This window comes from Dactylosporangium sp. NPDC050688, from assembly GCF_040654515.1.
Classification (GTDB): domain Bacteria; phylum Actinomycetota; class Actinomycetes; order Mycobacteriales; family Micromonosporaceae; genus Dactylosporangium.
The window spans coordinates 52,649-69,147 of sequence record NZ_JBFAIC010000018.1 but is presented as its reverse complement, the minus strand read 5'-3'; the positions used below and the strand labels follow the sequence as shown (position 1 = coordinate 69,147).

The window sequence follows — 16,499 nt, the reverse complement described above, 5'->3', positions numbered from 1 at the left end:
GCGGGAGAGCTCGGATGCGACTGACCATGCGCGCGGCGGCGAGCCTGCTGCTGGGGTTCACCGGCATTGTCGTGCTCGGCGCCGGGCTGAACCGGCTGCTGGACGTCGGCACGTGCGCGTCGGGCGGCCCGTCCGTCATCGCCCGGCCGTGCCCGGAGGGCACCACGCTGTGGTCGCTGCTGCTGCCGGTCGGCCTGGTCATCTGGATGGCGGGCCTGCTGCTGAGCGAGGGCGGCCTGGTGCGGCCCGGCACCGGTCAGGTCGTGTGGACCGCGGGGTTCGCCGGTGGCGGGATCGCGCTGCTGGTCAAGGTGCTGAACACGCCGATGGACCCGAACGCGAAGGCCGGCCTGTACGCGGTGATCGCCCTGTTCATCCCGCTGGGCCTCGCGTTCGGCGTCGCCGGGACCGTGCAGCTGATCCGCGCCCGCCGCGGCGACCCCCGCGACCCGCGCAACCGTCCCGGCGGGCCGCCCCGCGCACGCACGCCGAAGGCAGCCGCCGGTGACCCGCACCTGAAGCGCCTGCACCGGCTGCGCAGCATGGGCGCGCTCACCCGCGAGGAGTTCGACCGGCTCAAGCACGACCCGGCCACCGCCGCCGACCGGCTCGCCGTCGTCCAGCGGCTCGCCGAGCTCAAGGCGTCCGGGGTACTGACGGCCGAGGAGTTCGAGGCGAAGAAGCACGCCACCCTGCACGGCGAGCACCGCTGACGGCCGCGACACCCGGCGGGACGGCCGCAGGCCCGGCGGGACGGCGGTGGCGCAGTGAGCCGGCGGACACGCCGGCCGCCTCGGCGCCTAGGATTCCGGGATGCGTATCGGCGTGCTGCTGCTCCCGACCGACCCGTGGCCGCAGACCGTGGCCCGGGCGCAGCACCTCGAGGCGCTCGGCTACGCGCACCTGTGGACCTACGACCACCTGTCGTGGCGGCGGTACCGCGAGCAGCCGTGGCACGCGGCGATCCCCTGGCTGACCGGCCTCGCCGGGGTCACCAGCCGGGTGCGGCTCGGCACGATGGTGACGTCGCCGACGTTCCGGCACCCGGCGTCGCTGGCCAAGGAGGCGATGACGCTCGACCACGTCAGCGGCGGCCGGGTCACCCTCGGTGTCGGCGCCGGCGGCACCGGCTTCGACGCGACCGTGCTCGGCGAGCAGGTGCGCACGCCGCGGCAGCGAGCCGCGCGGCTCGGCGAGTTCATCGAGGTGCTCGACGGGCTGCTGCGGGAGCCGGCGTACTCGCACCGCGGCGAGCACTACGTGGTCGACGACGCGCGGATGCTCCCCGGCTGCGTGCAGCGGCCCCGCCTGCCACTGGCGGTCGCGGCGGCCGGGCCGAAGACGCTCGCGCTCACCGCGCGGTTCGCCGACGCGTGGATCACGTTCGGCGAGCCGGACGCCGCCGACCAGTCGCCGGCCGCGATCGAGGCGGCGGTACGCAGGCAGGCGGCGGTCCTCGACGAGCGCTGCGCCGAGCTCGGCCGGGACCCGGCGACGATCGAGCGGATCTACCTGGTCGGCAACACCGCGGAGCGGCCCCTGGCCAGCGTCGCGGCGTTCGAGGACTTCGTCGGGCGGTACGAGGCGCTCGGCTTCACCGACGTCGTGTTCCACGACCCGCGCCCGGGCGACCCGGTGTGGACCGAGGACCCGGCAATCGCCGACGCCATCGCCGGGCGCCTGCTGCGCTGACCCCCGCTCACCTGCGGCGGCACCATCACCTCACCGTGCGTCCTGCCGCAGCCGCAGGTCCGCGGCCGCCGCGCCGCGGGTGTCGAGCAGGGCCAGCAGCGGCCCGGTAGCCACGGTGGTCAGCACCGCGGTGACGACGAGGATCGTGTACAGGTGCGGGTGCAGCAGCCCGAGCGACAGCCCGACGCTGAGCACCACGAGCGTGGTGCTCAGCCCGCCGGTTTTTCGCCGGTACGGTCACCAGGCGAAGCGCTCCCGGTGCAGCCGCGCGGGCGGCACGCCGAGCGCCCGGGCGGCGCGCAGCACGGCGTCGGTCCAGGCGTCGGGGTGCGACGGACCCGGCCACAGATGAGGGCGAGGCTCCAGGTAAGACAGCAGTCGACCAAGATCCGATGCCCCGACCGGGAGCCTCGCTGTGCTCCTCGGCGTCGGGCCCGCCGCCACCGTTCTGGTTCTCGTCGCGGTGTTGGTCACCCGCGGCGACTTCACCGTGTCGCTGTCTGACGTCGTGGCGGTGTTCGTCGTCTGCGGCGACGAGCGGGGTCGGACAACCAAAGACGTCGAAAGCTGGCCGAGCTGGTCATCGAACGATACCGGGCACCGATGTACCGGAATCCGCTCGCCCGGAACGACGACGTGGGTCTGTCAATGGATGGCGAAGGTAGCCGCCGCGTATCGCGATCCGACGGCTACTATCGCTGCGGCGTGTCAGCCGTTGAGTCCGGCGTAGATCTGCTCGTTGGCCTCGACGACCGGGGTCGGCTTGACGATTTTTACAGCGGTGCCGACCGCCGAGTAGGTCGTCGTCATGGTGTCGGCCTTTTCTTCACCGTGCTCCGGCACCGTGAAGGACACTGCGGTCAGCTTGCCCTCGGCGTCGAGGGTGGCGGTGAACGGTATGGCTTTGGCCTTTTCGGCGAGCGCGGCGACCGAGTCGGCGCCGATGCCACCGACGCCGTCGCCGACCTTCGTCGCATCGAATGTGCCGGTGATCTTCGTGCCGTCCTTCTTGGCGGTCACGATGGCCTTCGCGATGAGCGTCAGGCCGGTCGGGTCCTGCGCGGTGTTGATGAGCAGCTTGTTGAGTGACTGCAGCTTTCCCGGTTCGAAGTGGATCCACTTGTTTGCCGCGCCCGGGATCTGGACGCCGTCGAGCTTGACGTAGTAGTCCTTGCCGACGACCGTGACGCTGGCCTTGAGCCTGGCGGCCGGGATGTCTGCGACCTGAGCCATGTTGCCGGCCGTGGGGTCGACCGACCCCTTGACCTGCGGGCCGCTCTTGGCCTTGGTCAGAAACGCATACGGCTTCGTGGCGAACTCGGCGATCGCCGCCTCGAACTCGGCGGACCCAGCCGCCGGCTTAGCCGAGGCCGACGCGGCTGGTGCCGCTGCTGCCGTGGTCGCCGGTGTCCCGGTCGCGTTGGCCGACGGAGACGAATCCCCACAGCCGGCCAGCAGGGCCGCCGCAGCGACGAACGGAACCGCGATGCGATGCAATACGCGCAAGATGATGCTCCCCTAGGTGGTGGTCGCCGGTCAGGGTACGGCAGCCTTGAGCCACTTTCATCCTGTGTAGCGGCTGGTCTCGACACGGTGTAGGGCGAGGATGGCTTGCACGATCGTGGTGGCTCGGCGTGGGCAGCGGCGCAGCTTCGCCAGGATCTTCCAAGTTTGAGGGTGGCGATCGCGCGTTCGCCGCATGCCCGGATCTTCGCGTGCGCCTTGTTCACTGCCTTCTGCCGGCGCGCTGGAGCCTCGCCCTCATCTGTGGCCGGGCCTGTCGCACCCACCCTGAGCTGCAAGGTCAGCTTGGAAATGACTCACTGGTGGGTGGGGTCGGCCCAGCGGCCGGCGCTGCGGGAGCGGACCGGCTCGATGAAGCGCGGCGCGGCGCTGTGCGGATGGCCGGGGCCCCAGTTCGTGGCGTCGCCGAGCATCTGCACGCGGGCGTTGTCGGTGTACCAGTCGACCAGGTCCGAGTCCGAACGCACGATCCAGGTGCAGCCGGTCTGCGCGTCGGCGGTGAAGTCGCCGTGGCGGATCAGCGGCGGGCGCCAGAAGTAGGTGCCGGGCCACATCTGCCCGAAGTTGTAGTCGAACCCGCCGTCGAGGCAGTACGCCTCCTCCGAGCACGGGTGGTGCGCGAGGGGGACCTCCCGCCAGCCCGGCTTGGCCTTGATCAGGCGGGTGTAGAACCCGGTCTTCTCGTCGCGGTGCAGCAGCTTGATGTACAGCCCCGGCACCGGCGTGCCGCCCAGGTCGAAGCGCATCGGGCTGCCGTCCTTGACGTCGATCCACGGCATGGCCGCGCTGTCGAGGACCACGAGCCGCTGGTCGGGGCGCACCGTCTCGCGGTCGGCGTCGGTGAGGTCGAAGTGCCAGTCGCCATACTCGCGGAACAGCAGGATCTCCGTGCCGGCGGTGACGGTGAGCGGCGGCGTCCACACGCCCTTGGGCGCGGTCCAGTAGCCCTGCGGGCCGAGCGTGGTGCCGCCGATGACGACCTGCCCGGACAGCACGAACCACTCGGTGTCGGCGTGGTGCACCCCGCCGGGGCGGGACCAGTCGCCGGTGAAGCGGACCTTCAGCGAGGCGGAGCCGTCCTCCTCGTCGTAGCTGAGGTTGCGCTGCTCGGCGTCGCCGGTGGCGTGCTGGAACTCGGCGACGTGCCAGATGAGGTCACGCTCATCGACGATCTCCACGTGCGGGCGCATGCGTTGCCTCCGGGCTCGAGCTTCGGATGATTTCCGGTGCGGAATGTATCGCTTACTAGTTTCGAGTACAAGGTGTACCGTCAACGCTCGTGACGCGACCAGGCCGCCCCGCCGGCCCCACCACCGACACCGAGACCGTCGTGCTCACCGCGGCCCTCGACCTGCTGCTGTCCGAGGGCGCCGCGGCACTCACCGCGCAACGCCTGCACCAGGTCACCGGCGTGTCCCGCTCGACGGTCTACCGGCACTGGCCGACGCCCGCGACGGTGCTCGCCGCCCTCATCGACGTCGCACCCACCCCACCCGCCCCACCCTCCGGCGACCTCGCCCGCGACCTGCACCAGGCCGTCGACCAGTTGTGCGACCGGCTCCGCGACCGGCCCGTCGGCGCGTTCCTGCAGGCGCTCATCGTCGCCGCCGCCGCAGACCCGTCCGCGGCGCAACTGCGGCACCGCTACGTCGGCGACCTGCTCGACCCGTTCCACACCGTGCTGCGCACCGCGGGCGTCACCGCCACCGACCGCGAGGACGCCGTCGCCGCGATCGTCTCGCCGCTGCTGCTCGACGCGCTGCTGCTGGACCGCCCCGCCGCCCGCACCAGGGCGCACCGCATCGCCGACACCGTCGCCCGCCGCCTGCACCCGGACCTGGAGGCTGATCCCGCATGACCAACGCCGTCGGGCCCCGCGCCGTCTTCGGTGTCGTCGTGCCCAGCACCAACACCGTCGTCGAGCACGACTACTGGTCCGCCCGCGTGCCCGGCGTCGCCTACCGGGCCGGCTCCATGTACATCCCCGACCCCGTCATGAGCGACGACGCCGGGTTCGAGGCGCTGCTGCGGCAGATCCGCGCCGCCATCGACACCGCCGTGCGCGACGTGCTCACCGCCGAACCCGACCGCCTCGTCATGGGCATGTCCGCGGAGACCTTCTGGGGCGGCGTCGACGGCAACGCCGCCTTTGAACGGCGCCTGCACGACCGCACCGGCCTGCCCGTGACCACCGGCGCCGCCTCCTGCCGGGCCGCGCTGCGCGAGCTCGGGTGCCGGCGGATCGCGGTCTTCTCGCCGTACCAGCCGATCGCCGACCGCGAAGTCGGCCGCTTCTTCACCGAGGCCGGCTTCGACGTCGCCGCGATCACGGGCCTGCGCTGCCCCACCGCCATGGACATCGCCCGCGTCCCCGACGACCGGCTGCGCGCCGTCGTCGCCGGCCTCGACGCCCCGGACGTCGACGCGGTCGTGCAGGTCGGCACCAACCTGTCGTTCGTCGCGCTCGCCGAGCGCCTCGAGGACGAGCTGGGCAAGCCGGTCGTCGCCATCAACACCGCCACCCTGTGGCACGCCCTGCGCTCGCACGGCATCACCGACCGGCTGCCGGGCGCCGGCCGGCTGCTGCGCGACCACTGACCATCGCGCCTTCCCAGAAAGCGTCCCGCCCGCGGCTACGCTGGCGCCGTGGCCCGGATGCTGATCGAGGACAGCTTCACCGCGCCCGGTGGCGGTGTCGCCGTCACCGGCCGCCCGGACGGCGACCTGCGCCGCGGCGACCGGCTCCGGCTGACCACCAACGGCGCCGCCGGGCAGGACGTCACGCACGAGGTCACCGTCGCGCGGGTGCTGCGCCTCTGCGGCCGCCGCCCGGACGGCGTCGCCCCGCACGGGATGAACGCCGCCGTCGAGCTCGACGGCGTCCCGCCCGGGCTGCACCTGCCCGGACTGACGCTGCGCACCGAGTAGGACGGCACCGGCCCGGAAGTGCCGCGGGCTCTGCGACACTGTCCGGCATGGACGACGGCGACGCCCACGGCCCCGACGAGGACCAGCTCAGTGCCGACGACTTCGTCCCGGCCGACGGCGGGACGTGGCACGGGCTGCTGTTCGCCAACCCGGTCGTCGGGCTGCCGCCGCAGCTCACGTGGAGCTTCACGTTCCCGTTCCGGGACGTGGTCCGCGACGACGACGAGGCCGCGCTGGCGCTCACCGTCGAGTGGCTCCCCGTCCCCGCCACCGGCTGGCGGCACCTCGCCGGGCACCACGTGACCTGCGACAGCTTCGCCGAGCCGGCGGAGGCCAGCGTGTACCACTACGTCCACCACCGCTTCGACCGGATCGACCTGCGCCTGGCGGAGCAGGACGGTCACCGGCTGCGGGCCGTCGCCACGGTCGCCGGCGACATCGACCGGCTCGGCGTCGACCCGGTGCGCGCCGACGCGTGGCTCACGTTCGCCGGGATCCTGGTGCAGCTGCCGCAGGTGAGGGACCCCGGCGTCGCCCTCGACCGGCTCGCCGGGCACACCGACACGACCGGGCTCACGTTCTCCCCCGGCCACCCAGGCGCGGCCCTGCGGTTCGTCGCCGCGGCCGACTGACCACAGTGGACCGCGCGCCGCACGTCAGGACGTGACGAGGTCCGCGAGGGCGGTCCGGGCGTCGAAGTCCGACCAGTGCCGCGGCGCGTCCGGGCCGAAGCAGCGCCGCCCGATCACGTCCAGCAGTGCCCGCCGGTCGCGTTGCCCGGCGGACAACCACCGGGCGTGAAGCCGCGTACCCCAGTCAGCCACGTACACCTCCGGCGGCGCGGTGCCGAGGAAGACGTCGAGCGTCGGTGCCAGGTCGTCGATCGGGATCCGGTCCACGGCGGCCGGCAGGACGTGGAACAGCATGATCGGGCCGTAGTGCGGGAACAGCTGCAAGCACCGCTGGCGGACCTCCGGCGCGACCAACGCCGCCCGCAATGCCTCGGCTGCCCCGGGGTGGCCCGACGAGATCGCGGCGGCGGCCCGTACCAGCGAATCCGGATCCGAGCCGGCGAACTGCGACGTGTCGTGGCCCCACTCCTGCAGGGCGAGGACCGCGACGGCCCTGGCCTGCCGGTCCAGGGTGGCGAACGCGCCGCGCAGCCACCCGGCCGCGGCGGGCCGATGGCCGGCGAGTTCCGGGGCGTCGAGCAGGCAGGCGAGCACCGCGCGCAGCGCCCCGGCGGCGACCGCCGGGTCGGGATCCGCGCGGAACCGGGCCGCGGCGTCGTACACCAGGGGCCGCAGCGCCCGGCAGGCGGCGACGTCGGCGGGGTACCCGGGCCGGCGGTCCTCAGGCTCGGCGGCGGCCCCCATCACCGACGCCAACCAGTCCAGCAGCGCCGCCCGCACCGGCACCATGCCGGCGGCGTACCGTCGCCGCGGCACGACCGGCGCCAGGCTGCGCGGGTCGTCCAGCGCGGCGACCGCGAACCGCACCGCCTGCGCCGTCGCGGCATGCACGCCACCCTGGTGGTGCACCAGGAGATACAGGTCGGACAGCGCCTCGCCGCGCCGGTCGGCGTCGCCGTCGAGCAGCGCGGCGAGCACCTCCGGCGTCGACGGCACGCCGGGTTCGTCCTCGTACGCGTGCGGCCCCGCGCTCCAGTCGGTCCCCGCCAGGACGTCCTCCGGTCGCACCGGCCGAGCATAAGCCGTGATCTACGCTTCGCCCGTGTACGAAGGACTCGACGCCGTCGACTGGGCCGGCATGCAGCACGCGTACGGGCCCGCCCGCGAGGTACCGGACCTGCTGCGGGGACTCGTCGACCCGGACCCCGCGGTGCGCGAGGTCGCCCTCGACGCCATGTACGGCGGCGTCCACCACCAGGGCGACGTCTACGACTGCACCCTCGCCGCCGTGCCGTTCCTGCTGCAGGCGCTGACCGCGCCCGGCACTCCCGGCCGCGACGGGATCGCGGAGCTGCTGGCGAGCATCGGCGCCGCCGACGACTGGCCCCTCGACGCCGACGACGACGAGGACTTCGCCGCCATGGTCGAGCGGATCGGGCACGCCCGGCAGCTGATCACCGCGGCCGGCCCCGACCTGCTCGGCCTCGCCGCCGACCCCGACCCCGCGCTACGGGCCGCGCTGCAACCGCTGCTCACGATCTGCGCCGGCGACCCGCGCGTCGCCGCGACGCTCGCCGCACGGTTCGCCGTGGAGGCCGACGCCGGCGTGCGGCGGGCGCTGTTGGACGGGCTCAGCCGCATCGCCGCCCGCACCGGCGACCGGAGCATCGTCGGGCAGCTGCTCACCGTGGCGGCCACGGCACCGGAGGCGTCCACCGCCGCCGCCGCGCTCATCGCGGTCGGCGGCGTCGACCCGGCCCTGGTCCCGCTCGACGGCGCCGCCGACACCCTCGAACGCGCCTACGCCGAGGACGCCCCGCCCGCCGGGTACACCACCGACACGCTCATCGGCGCCGTCCGCGTGCTGTCCGAGCGGGCGAACGAGGGCCGCCGCGCCCCCCACGCCGCCCGCCTCATCGACCGGCTCACCGACGTGCTCGGCCCCCGCGTCGCCGAACGCGCCGACCTCCTGGCGCGGCTGCTGCGCTCGCCGCACCTCGACGTCGTCGACGACGCGCTGTTCGGTGCGGCGAAGCTCGTCGAACGCTGGCGGGGCGAGCACACGCCGCTGGTCCGGCTGTTCGGCGCGCACCTCACGCACCCCGAGCCGAAGGTCGCCAGGCACGCCGCGGACACGCTGCGGCACTGGGCGCCGCTGACCGCGGCCGTCGCCGGCCCCGCCGCCGCCGTGCTCGCCGACCTCGACACCCGGCCGTGGCGCGACGGCCTCCCGGCGTGGGCGGTGCCGTCCCGCGCCGACGCGCCCGGCCTGCACCCGACCCTGGAACTCCTCGCCCGGCTCGGCGACGAGCGGGCCCTGCCGTACCTGCTCACCGCGCTGGCCCTGCCGGCACGGTCCCGCGACACCGGCCACCTGCTGGCCCGCTACCCGCAGCACGCCGAACGGATCGTCGCGGCGCTGCTGCCGGTCCTGCCCGTGCACCGCGCCGGCACCCGACCGCCGGAGTGGTACGGGCTGCACGCCGCGCTGCAGGCGTCCGGTGCGGCGGCGGCCGCGGCGGTACCGTGGCTGCTCACCCGGCTCGACGACGCGTCCGCGACGACGCTCGGGCGCATCGGCGCCGCCGCGGCCGCCGCGGTCCCGGCGCTGCGCGTGGCCGCGACCGGCGACGACCCGAGGCTCGCCGTGGCCGCCGCCGAGGCGCTGTGGCGCATCGAGCGCGCCGACGTCCTGCCGTGGCTGACCCCCAGGATCGACGGCCCGGCCGGCACGGCGGCGCTGCGGGCGATCGCCGCGATGGGCGCCGCCGCGGCGCCCGCCGCACCGTACGTAGCGACGTTCCTGGACGCGCGGGACGCCGGCTGGTGGCGGCCGACGGCCGCGGCCCTCGCCCTGTGGCACGTCAGCGGCGACGCCGAGCGGGCCGCGCCGGTGCTGACCGCGGCGTGGCACGCCAACCCGCGCACCCGGCTCGACATCGCGGCCGCCGCCACGCCCGGCACCGTCGCGCCGTGCGCCGGTGGCGGGCCGTCCGCCGGGGCGCACCCGCTCGCCGCCGCGCTGGCGCCGGTGCTGCGCGCGGAGCTGGCCGAGCCCCGGCGCCACGGCACGGACGGCACCGGCTGGTCCAGCATGCAGGTCACCGCCGACGAGCGCCTCCTCGCCGACTGCCGCCGCGCCCTCGCCACCCCTGAAGGAGTCCAGCCGTGACGATCGAGATCCGTGGCCACGACCCCCGCTGGCCCGGCCAGGCACAGGCCGCCGTCGAGGAGCTCACCACCGCGCTGCCCGGGCTGTTCCCGAGCGTCGAGCACGTCGGCAGCACCGCGATCCCCGGACTCGCCGCCAAACCCGTCATCGACCTGATGGCGGCCACCGCCGCGCTCGACGCCGTCGTCGCCGCCGAGGAGGTGCTGCGGCGGCTCGGGTACCGGCGCCTCGAGACCGGCATGCGGGAGCGGCTGTTCTACCGCCGCGACGGCGACCCGGCCTACCACCTGCACGTCGTCACCGCCGACACGTGGGACATCCGCAACGAGCGCCTCCTGCGCGACCATCTGCTGCGGCACCCCGAGGACCGCGACGCGTACGGCGCGCTGAAACGCGACCTCGCCGCCGCGAGGCACGACGGTGAGGCGTACACCCGCGCCAAGACCGGCCTCATCCAGCGGATGGTCGACGCGGCCCGCACCCGGCAGGGGCTGCCGCTCGTCGACGTCTGGGAGGACTGAACGGGCTCAGCGTCGTGACAGCTTCCCTGCCGCATGATGACCGGCATGCAAGCGGTGATGTTCCACGCCTACGGCCCGCCCGAGGTCCTCGTGCAGGCCGAGCTGCCGGTGCCGGTACCGCGTCGCGACCAGGTCCTGGTGCGCGTGCACGCCACGACGGTCACGTCCGCCGAGTGCGGGATGCGCCGCGGCGAACCCCGCTGGGGGCGGCTGATCCTCGGCCCGCGGCGGCCCCGCAAGGGCGTCCGGGTGCTCGGGCTCGAGTTCGCCGGCGAGGTCGCCGCCCTCCGCGACCTGCTCGCCGGGCAGCGCCTGCGGGTCGTGATCGACCGCACGTACCCGCTGTCGGAGATCGTCGAGGCCCACCGGTACGTCGACAGCGGCCACAAGGTCGGCAACGTCGTCATCACCGTGCCGGGCGACTGAACACGCATCCCCGGCCACCCGCCGACGCACCCCGTCCGGGCTTCGCTGCGCCGGTGACCGACGGCACCACTCCTCATGCTTCCTAGGATACTAGCTGACCGCGGCCACACAAAGTGGATAGCATCGGGGCATGGGTGTGGGCGTCGATGATCTGGAGGCGATGCGCGCCGAGCTGGTCGGGTACTGCTACCGGATGCTGGGCTCGGCGTTCGAGGCCGACGACGCCGTGCAGGAGACCATGGTGCGGGCGTGGAAGCGGGCCGGGTCGTTCGAGGGCCGGTCCAGCGCGCGGGCGTGGGTGTACCGGATCGCCACCAACGTGTGTGTCGACCTGCTGCGGGAGCGGCGGCGGCGGGCGGTGCCGATGGATCTGGGGCCGGCGTCGCCGGCGGCCGCGGTGGTTGGGGCGAGCGGATCCGCGGACCAGCCGTGGCTGACGCCGCTGCCGACGGACCCCGGTGACGTGGTGGCGGCGCGCGACACGGTGCGGCTGGCGTTCGTGGCGGCGTTGCAGCACCTGCCGGTGCGGCAGCGGGCGGTGCTGATCCTGTGCGACGTCCTGTCGTGGTCGGCCGCCGACACGGCCGCGCTGCTCGGGGTCACCGCCGGCGCGGTCAACGCGATGCTTCTGCGCGCCCGGGCCACCCTCGCCGCGCGGCCGGCCTCGACCCGCGCGCAGAAGCTCACCGAGGACGATCGGCAGCTGCTGTCACGGTACGTGGACGCCTTCGAACGCTACGACGTCGACGCGCTGGTCGGGTTGCTGCACGAGGACGCGGTGCAGTCGATGCCGCCGTTCACCCAGTGGCTGCGGGGCGCGGCGGAGATCGGGCGGTTCCTCCGCGGCCCGGGTGCCGGGTGCGCGGGGTCGGTGCTGCTGCCGACGCACGCCAACGGGGTGGCGGCGTTCGGGCAGTACCGCAACCACGGCGACCGGCATCTGCCCTGGTCGCTGCAGGTGCTCGAGGTCGAGGGCGGACGGATCGCGGGGCTGCACTGTTTCCTGGACCCCGAACTGTTCCCGGTTTTCCGGCTGCCGACCGTATATTTCGCGGGCGCCCGTTCGTCGTAACGGCATGGGTGAGAGCAACCGACCAGATGTGGTGTCCCGCGAGGAGTGGCTGGCGGCGCGCCGGGCGCTGCTGATCAGTGAGAAGGAAGCGGTCCGGGCGAAGGACGCGCTGAACCGGCGGCGCCGCGAGCTGCCGATGGTGCGGGTGGACAAGGAGTACCGCTTCGAGGGGCCGGACGGTCCGGTGACGCTGCTGGACCTGTTCGACGGTGAGCGCCAGCTCGTCGTGCAGCACTTCATGTTCCACCCGGACTGGCAGGACGGGTGCGGCAGCTGCACGGCCGCGGTCGACGAGCTGTCCGAAGGGCTGCTGCGGCACCTGCGGGCCCGCGGCACGGTGTACGCCGTGATCGCCCGGGCGCCGCTGGCGAAGCTGGAGCGGTACCGGGCGGAGCGGGGCTGGACGATCCCGCTGTACAGCTCGTTCGGGTCCGACTTCAACTACGACTTCCACGTGACGCTCGACGCGTCGGTGGCGCCGGTGCAGTTCAACTACCGGGGCCCGGACGAGCTGCGGGCGGCCGGCCTGGAGTGGATCCTCGACCCGAAGGACCAGCCGATGGAGCAGCCGGGGATGAGCTGCTTCCTGCGCGACGACCGCGACGGCGACGAGGTGTTCCACACGTACTCGACGTTCGCCCGCGGCACGGAGCAGGTCGGCGGGGCGTACGGGATCCTCGACATGACCGCGCTCGGGCGGCAGGAGGACTGGGAGGAGCCGAAGGGCCGCTCCGGCGCGTCCCGCGGCGCGGTCCCCGACTTCGCCTGAGGCACCCCGGTGGCCGTCCGGCCGACGGGGGCGGGCGGCCACTTTAAATCTTTGGTCGGCGACAGCGGAAAGTTCGCGGATCGCGAACAAAACATCTAGACATGGAAATGAAAGCCTCGTAGATTGGCCGCGCCAGGCATCGGCGTGCCGGGCAACCGCAGGACATCGCCAGCGATGCCCCGCCTGGTGCGCGCACGCCGTGCTGCGCGGCTGCCGTGCCTCCGGGCGGAGCGTCCCGCTCTCCCAGGAGGAACCGTGTCCGTCCCGCCCCGGCGCACGCGCATCCCGATCATGGGTGCGCTCGCCTCCACCCTCGTGGCCACCGCCCTGGTGCTGCCCGCGACGAGCGCGGCCGCCGCGCCGCCGCCGCAGGAGCCCGGCGTCACCCTGCGCACCTTCGACCTGCAGGTGCCGCTGAGCAGCCTCTGCACCCTCAAGCCGGCACAGACGCCGAACGTCGACAAGCTCATGCCCACGATCGACTGGACGACCTCGGCGCAGTTCGGCCTCGAGGACAACTTCCTGTCCCAGGTCATCGGCAACATCAACATCGCCACGGCCGGCAACTACACGTTCCGGCTCATCAGTGACGACGGGTCGCGGCTGCTTGTCGATGACAACGTTGTCATCAACCACGACGGTCTGCACGGCGCGACCTCCAAGGACGGCGCCGTCCAGCTGAGCACCGGGTACCATGCGCTGCGCATCGACTTCTTCGAGGCCGGCGGCGGCCAGCAGCTCACCCTGCAGTGGCAGACCCCGGGCTCAGCGTCGTTCGTGACCGTGCCCAACTTGGTGCTCAGCACCGATGCCGGCGTCGTGCGGGTCACCGCCCCCGGCCGCAAGGAGTGCGAGACGGCCGGCGACTCCCCCGGCGACGGCCTGCCGCTGACCTCGGTGCACCCGAACTTCACGCTGACCAACCTGCGGCCCAACGCGTCGTTCCAGCCGAAGGTCACCGGCATGGACTGGCTGCCCGACGGGCGCCTGGTCATCTGCACCTGGGGCGGCAACGACCAGTCCGGCACGTCGCAGGCCGGCGAGGTCTGGATCCTCGGCAACACCGGCGGCGCGACGTCGCCGGGCAACGTCACCACGAAGCGCATCGGCAGCAACCTCAAGGAGCCGATGGGTCTCAAGATCGTCGACGGGGTCGTGTACGTCAGCGAGAAACAGCGACTGACCCGCCTGGTCGACACCACCGGCGACGAGGTCGCCGACCAGTACCAGACCGTGGCGACGCTGCCGTTCGACGGCAACTTCCACTCGTTCGCGTTCGGCCTGCTGTACCAGGACGGCTTCTTCTACCTGAACCTGTCGGTGTCGATCGACTACGGCGGCGCCACCACCAACCCGCAGGGCATCGTCAACCGCGGCACCACCATCAAGATCAACCCGGCGAACGGGACGTTCACCTACGTCGCCGGCGGCCTGCGCACCCCGCACGGCATCGGCTGGGGCCCGGAGAACGGCATCTTCGTCACCGACAACCAGGGCGGCTACCAGCCGTCGTCCAAGCTGCTGCACATCAAGCAGGGCCGCTTCTTCAACCACTACCTCAACCCGCAGGGCCTGTACGACGACGCGCCCGTCACCCAGCCCGTGCTGTGGCTGCCACAGAACGAGATCGGCAACTCCCCCAGCACCCCGCTGTACATGCCGACCGGCGCCTACGCCGGGCAGTTCCTCATCGGCGACGTCACCTACGGCGGGCTGCAGCGCGCGTTCGTGGAGAAGGTCAACGGCGAGTACCAGGGCGCCCTGTACCGGCTCACCCAGGGCCTCGAGGCCGGCATCTCCGAGGTCGCGCTCGGCCCCGACGGCGCCGTCTACGTCGGCGGGCTCGGCGCCGGCGGCAACTGGGGCCAGACCGGCAAGCTCAGCTACGGCCTGCAGAAGCTGACCCCCAACGGCGCCAACACGTTCGACATGCTCGCCACCCGGGCCACCCCGAACGGCTTCGAGATCGAGTACACCCAGCCGCTGTCGGCCGCCACCGCCTCGGCCCTGGCCACCAGGTACCGGGTGAAGCAGTGGCGGTACGTGCCGACCGCCGCCTACGGCGGACCGAAGATCGACGAGGAGACCCTGACGGTGTCCTCCGCGACGCTGTCCGCCGACGCCAAGAAGGTCACCCTGGTCATCAACGGGCTCAAGGCCGGCCGGGTCGTGCACATCCGCTCGCCACGACCGTTCGCCGCCACCAACGGCCAGTCGCTGTGGAGCACCGAGGTCTGGTACACGCTCAACGCCGTCCCCGGCCAGACCCCGCCGGCCAACCTGGCCCTGGGCAGGCCCGCCACCTCCGACAGCAACTGCGCCACGTCGGAGAAGGCGGCCCGCGCCGTCAACGGCACCACCACCAACGGCAACCTCGACAAGTGGTGCTCGCAGGGTGCCACCAAGTGGCTGCAGGTCGACCTCGGCAGCACGCAGAGCGTCAACCGGTTCGTCGTGCAGCACGCCGGCACCGGCGGGGAGAACACCGCCTGGAACACCCGCGACTTCAACCTCCAGGTCAGCACCGACGGCACCACCTGGACGACCGTCGCGACCGCCACCGCCAACACGGCCAGCACCACCACCCACACCATCGCCGCGACCCAGGCCAGACACGTCCGGCTCAACGTGACCACACCCGCCAGCGACGGCAACACCGCCGCGCGCATCTACGAGTTCGAGGTGTACGGCGGCACCGCGCCACCGACCGGGAACCTGGCCCTGGACAAGGCCGCCACCGCCGACAGCTCGTGCGCCGCGTCCGAGGGCCCGGAGAAGGCCGTCAACGGCGGGGTCTCCGGCGGCAACGCCGACAAGTGGTGCTCCACCGGCGCCACGAAGTGGCTGCAGGTCGACCTCGGCGCGGCGCAGACCGTCAGCCGGGTCGTGCTCAAGCACGCCGGCGCCGGCGGCGAGAACAGCGCCTGGAACACCCGCGACTTCAACCTCCAGGTCAGCACCAACGGGACCACCTGGACGACCGTCGCGACCGTCACCGGCAACGCGCTCAGCAGCACCACGCACGACTTCACCGCGGTGTCCGCCCGGTACGTGCGGCTCAACGTCACCACCCCGACCGGCGACGGCAACGGCGCCGCGCGCGTCTACGAGCTGGAGGCGTACGCGTCCGGCGGCGCCAACCCCGGGCGGGTCGTGCTGTTCGACGGCACCAACATGAACACCTTCGAGGGATCCGGCGGCGCCCCGGTCACCTGGCCGCTGGGCAACGGCGGCGTCGAGGTCCTCGGCGGCGACATCCGCAGCAAGGAGAGCTTCGGCGACTTCAAGCTGCACATCGAGTTCTGGCTGCCCAACCTGCCGTCCGACGTGACCGGCCAGGCCAGGGCCAACAGCGGCATCTACCTGCAGGACCGCTACGAGCTGCAGGTGCTCGACTCGTACGGCGACCCGACCATCGGCATCGACGAGTGCGGCTCGATCTACAACAAGGTCGCGCCGACGAGCAACGCCGCGACCGCCCCGCAGACGTGGCAGACGTACGAGGTGACGTTCCGCGCGGCCCGGTACAACACCTCCGGCGCCAAGACCGAGAACGCCCGGGTCACCGTCGTGTGGAACGGCGTCACCGTCCACAACAACGTCGCCGTCGACGGCCCCACCGGCAACGGCGCCGCCGAGGGCCCGTCGGCCGGCAGGATCCGCCTGCAGGACCACGGCGACCCCGGCGCGAACGTGCACTACCGCACCATCTGGGTCGAACCCGCCGGCTGACCCACCGCCCCACCCCTGCCGCCCGGCGCCG

Annotated in this window: 17 protein-coding genes and 1 pseudogene; 13 read left to right on the top strand and 5 right to left on the bottom strand. The window is 73.2% G+C overall.

Annotated features, from left to right (window positions below):
- Positions 1–14 precede the first annotated feature (14 nt).
- On the top strand, positions 15–713 hold the full coding sequence (locus AB0H83_RS19535; protein WP_360095404.1) for an SHOCT domain-containing protein: 699 nt from the start codon (positions 15–17) through the stop codon (positions 711–713).
- Between the two features lie 100 nt (positions 714–813).
- The gene (locus AB0H83_RS19530; RefSeq protein WP_360095401.1) at positions 814–1,692 is read left to right on the top strand and encodes an LLM class flavin-dependent oxidoreductase; all 879 of its coding nucleotides are present in this window, start codon (positions 814–816) and stop codon (positions 1,690–1,692) included.
- 30 nt (positions 1,693–1,722) lie between these two features.
- Here AB0H83_RS19530 and AB0H83_RS19525 read toward each other — a convergent pair whose 3' ends face one another.
- A complete protein-coding gene (locus AB0H83_RS19525; protein ID WP_360095398.1) occupies positions 1,723–1,890 on the bottom strand; it encodes a hypothetical protein in 168 nt (55 codons plus the stop codon).
- Positions 1,891–2,107: 217 nt separating this feature from the next.
- Between AB0H83_RS19525 and AB0H83_RS19520 the strand changes: the two genes are divergently transcribed.
- Entirely contained in the window at positions 2,108–2,422 is a 315-nt protein-coding gene (locus tag AB0H83_RS19520; RefSeq protein WP_360095395.1) for a hypothetical protein, read from the top strand.
- Here the strand turns inward: AB0H83_RS19520 and AB0H83_RS19515 are convergent.
- From AB0H83_RS19515 to AB0H83_RS19505, 3 genes and pseudogenes are all read right to left on the bottom strand, one after another.
- Complete coding sequence (locus tag AB0H83_RS19515; protein ID WP_360095392.1) at positions 2,401–3,198, bottom strand: hypothetical protein; 798 nt, start codon at positions 3,196–3,198, stop codon at positions 2,401–2,403. The two genes, AB0H83_RS19520 and AB0H83_RS19515, sit on opposite strands and share 22 nt — an antisense overlap.
- Before the next feature lie 57 nt (positions 3,199–3,255).
- Positions 3,256–3,440, bottom strand: a pseudogene (locus AB0H83_RS19510) (transposase family protein); the annotation flags it as partial.
- Between the two features lie 72 nt (positions 3,441–3,512).
- Positions 3,513–4,406 carry a DUF4437 domain-containing protein gene (locus tag AB0H83_RS19505; RefSeq protein WP_360095389.1) on the bottom strand — a complete coding sequence of 298 codons (894 nt, stop codon included), beginning with the start codon at positions 4,404–4,406 and terminating at the stop codon, positions 3,513–3,515.
- A gap of 89 nt (positions 4,407–4,495) precedes the next feature.
- Between AB0H83_RS19505 and AB0H83_RS19500 the strand changes: the two genes are divergently transcribed.
- From AB0H83_RS19500 to AB0H83_RS19485, 4 genes are read left to right on the top strand one after another with little or no spacing between them, the layout of a single operon-like run.
- Positions 4,496–5,074, top strand: coding sequence for a TetR/AcrR family transcriptional regulator C-terminal ligand-binding domain-containing protein (locus AB0H83_RS19500; protein WP_360095386.1), 579 nt, complete (start codon positions 4,496–4,498; stop codon positions 5,072–5,074).
- A complete protein-coding gene (locus tag AB0H83_RS19495; RefSeq protein WP_360095383.1) occupies positions 5,071–5,814 on the top strand; it encodes an arylmalonate decarboxylase in 744 nt (247 codons plus the stop codon). The genes AB0H83_RS19500 and AB0H83_RS19495 overlap by 4 nt, the downstream gene beginning before the upstream one ends.
- A 48-nt stretch (positions 5,815–5,862) precedes the next feature.
- On the top strand, positions 5,863–6,144 hold the full coding sequence (locus AB0H83_RS19490; RefSeq protein ID WP_360095380.1) for a hypothetical protein: 282 nt from the start codon (positions 5,863–5,865) through the stop codon (positions 6,142–6,144).
- A 47-nt stretch (positions 6,145–6,191) separates the two neighbouring features.
- Complete coding sequence (locus AB0H83_RS19485) at positions 6,192–6,776, top strand: hypothetical protein (RefSeq protein ID WP_360095377.1); 585 nt, start codon at positions 6,192–6,194, stop codon at positions 6,774–6,776.
- Between the two features lie 24 nt (positions 6,777–6,800).
- Here AB0H83_RS19485 and AB0H83_RS19480 read toward each other — a convergent pair whose 3' ends face one another.
- Positions 6,801–7,844: a hypothetical protein gene (locus AB0H83_RS19480; protein ID WP_360095374.1), complete on the bottom strand. Its 1,044-nt coding sequence runs from the start codon at positions 7,842–7,844 to the stop codon at positions 6,801–6,803.
- 34 nt (positions 7,845–7,878) lie between these two features.
- Between AB0H83_RS19480 and AB0H83_RS19475 the strand changes: the two genes are divergently transcribed.
- The 6 genes from AB0H83_RS19475 (at position 7,879) to AB0H83_RS19450 (ending at position 16,468) form a co-directional block, all read left to right on the top strand.
- Positions 7,879–9,948, top strand: a complete 2,070-nt coding sequence (locus AB0H83_RS19475) for a hypothetical protein (RefSeq protein ID WP_360095371.1) — start codon at positions 7,879–7,881, stop codon at positions 9,946–9,948.
- Positions 9,945–10,469 carry a GrpB family protein gene (locus tag AB0H83_RS19470; protein WP_360095368.1) on the top strand — a complete coding sequence of 175 codons (525 nt, stop codon included), beginning with the start codon at positions 9,945–9,947 and terminating at the stop codon, positions 10,467–10,469. The genes AB0H83_RS19475 and AB0H83_RS19470 overlap by 4 nt, the downstream gene beginning before the upstream one ends.
- 45 nt (positions 10,470–10,514) lie before the next feature.
- A complete protein-coding gene (locus AB0H83_RS19465; protein ID WP_360095365.1) occupies positions 10,515–10,895 on the top strand; it encodes a zinc-binding dehydrogenase in 381 nt (126 codons plus the stop codon).
- Between the two features lie 130 nt (positions 10,896–11,025).
- Positions 11,026–11,967, top strand: coding sequence for a sigma-70 family RNA polymerase sigma factor (locus tag AB0H83_RS19460; protein ID WP_360095362.1), 942 nt, complete (start codon positions 11,026–11,028; stop codon positions 11,965–11,967).
- 4 nt (positions 11,968–11,971) lie between these two features.
- Entirely contained in the window at positions 11,972–12,736 is a 765-nt protein-coding gene (locus AB0H83_RS19455; RefSeq protein WP_360095359.1) for a DUF899 domain-containing protein, read from the top strand.
- Positions 12,737–12,991: 255 nt separating this feature from the next.
- Positions 12,992–16,468, top strand: a complete 3,477-nt coding sequence (locus AB0H83_RS19450) for a discoidin domain-containing protein (RefSeq protein WP_360095356.1) — start codon at positions 12,992–12,994, stop codon at positions 16,466–16,468.
- Positions 16,469–16,499: the final 31 nt, after the last annotated feature.

Bases quoted from the DNA above. Each gene is read 5' to 3' on its own strand.
- AB0H83_RS19535 (WP_360095404.1), top strand. From the start codon at position 15: ATGCGACTGACCATGCGCGCGGCGGCGAGCCTGCTGCTGGGGTTCACC.
- AB0H83_RS19530 (WP_360095401.1), top strand. From the start codon at position 814: ATGCGTATCGGCGTGCTGCTGCTCCCGACCGACCCGTGGCCGCAGACC.
- AB0H83_RS19505 (WP_360095389.1), bottom strand. From the start codon at position 4,406: ATGCGCCCGCACGTGGAGATCGTCGATGAGCGTGACCTCATCTGGCAC.
- AB0H83_RS19495 (WP_360095383.1), top strand. From the start codon at position 5,071: ATGACCAACGCCGTCGGGCCCCGCGCCGTCTTCGGTGTCGTCGTGCCC.
- AB0H83_RS19485 (WP_360095377.1), top strand. From the start codon at position 6,192: ATGGACGACGGCGACGCCCACGGCCCCGACGAGGACCAGCTCAGTGCC.
- AB0H83_RS19465 (WP_360095365.1), top strand. From the start codon at position 10,515: ATGCAAGCGGTGATGTTCCACGCCTACGGCCCGCCCGAGGTCCTCGTG.
- AB0H83_RS19460 (WP_360095362.1), top strand. From the start codon at position 11,026: ATGGGTGTGGGCGTCGATGATCTGGAGGCGATGCGCGCCGAGCTGGTC.
- AB0H83_RS19455 (WP_360095359.1), top strand. From the start codon at position 11,972: ATGGGTGAGAGCAACCGACCAGATGTGGTGTCCCGCGAGGAGTGGCTG.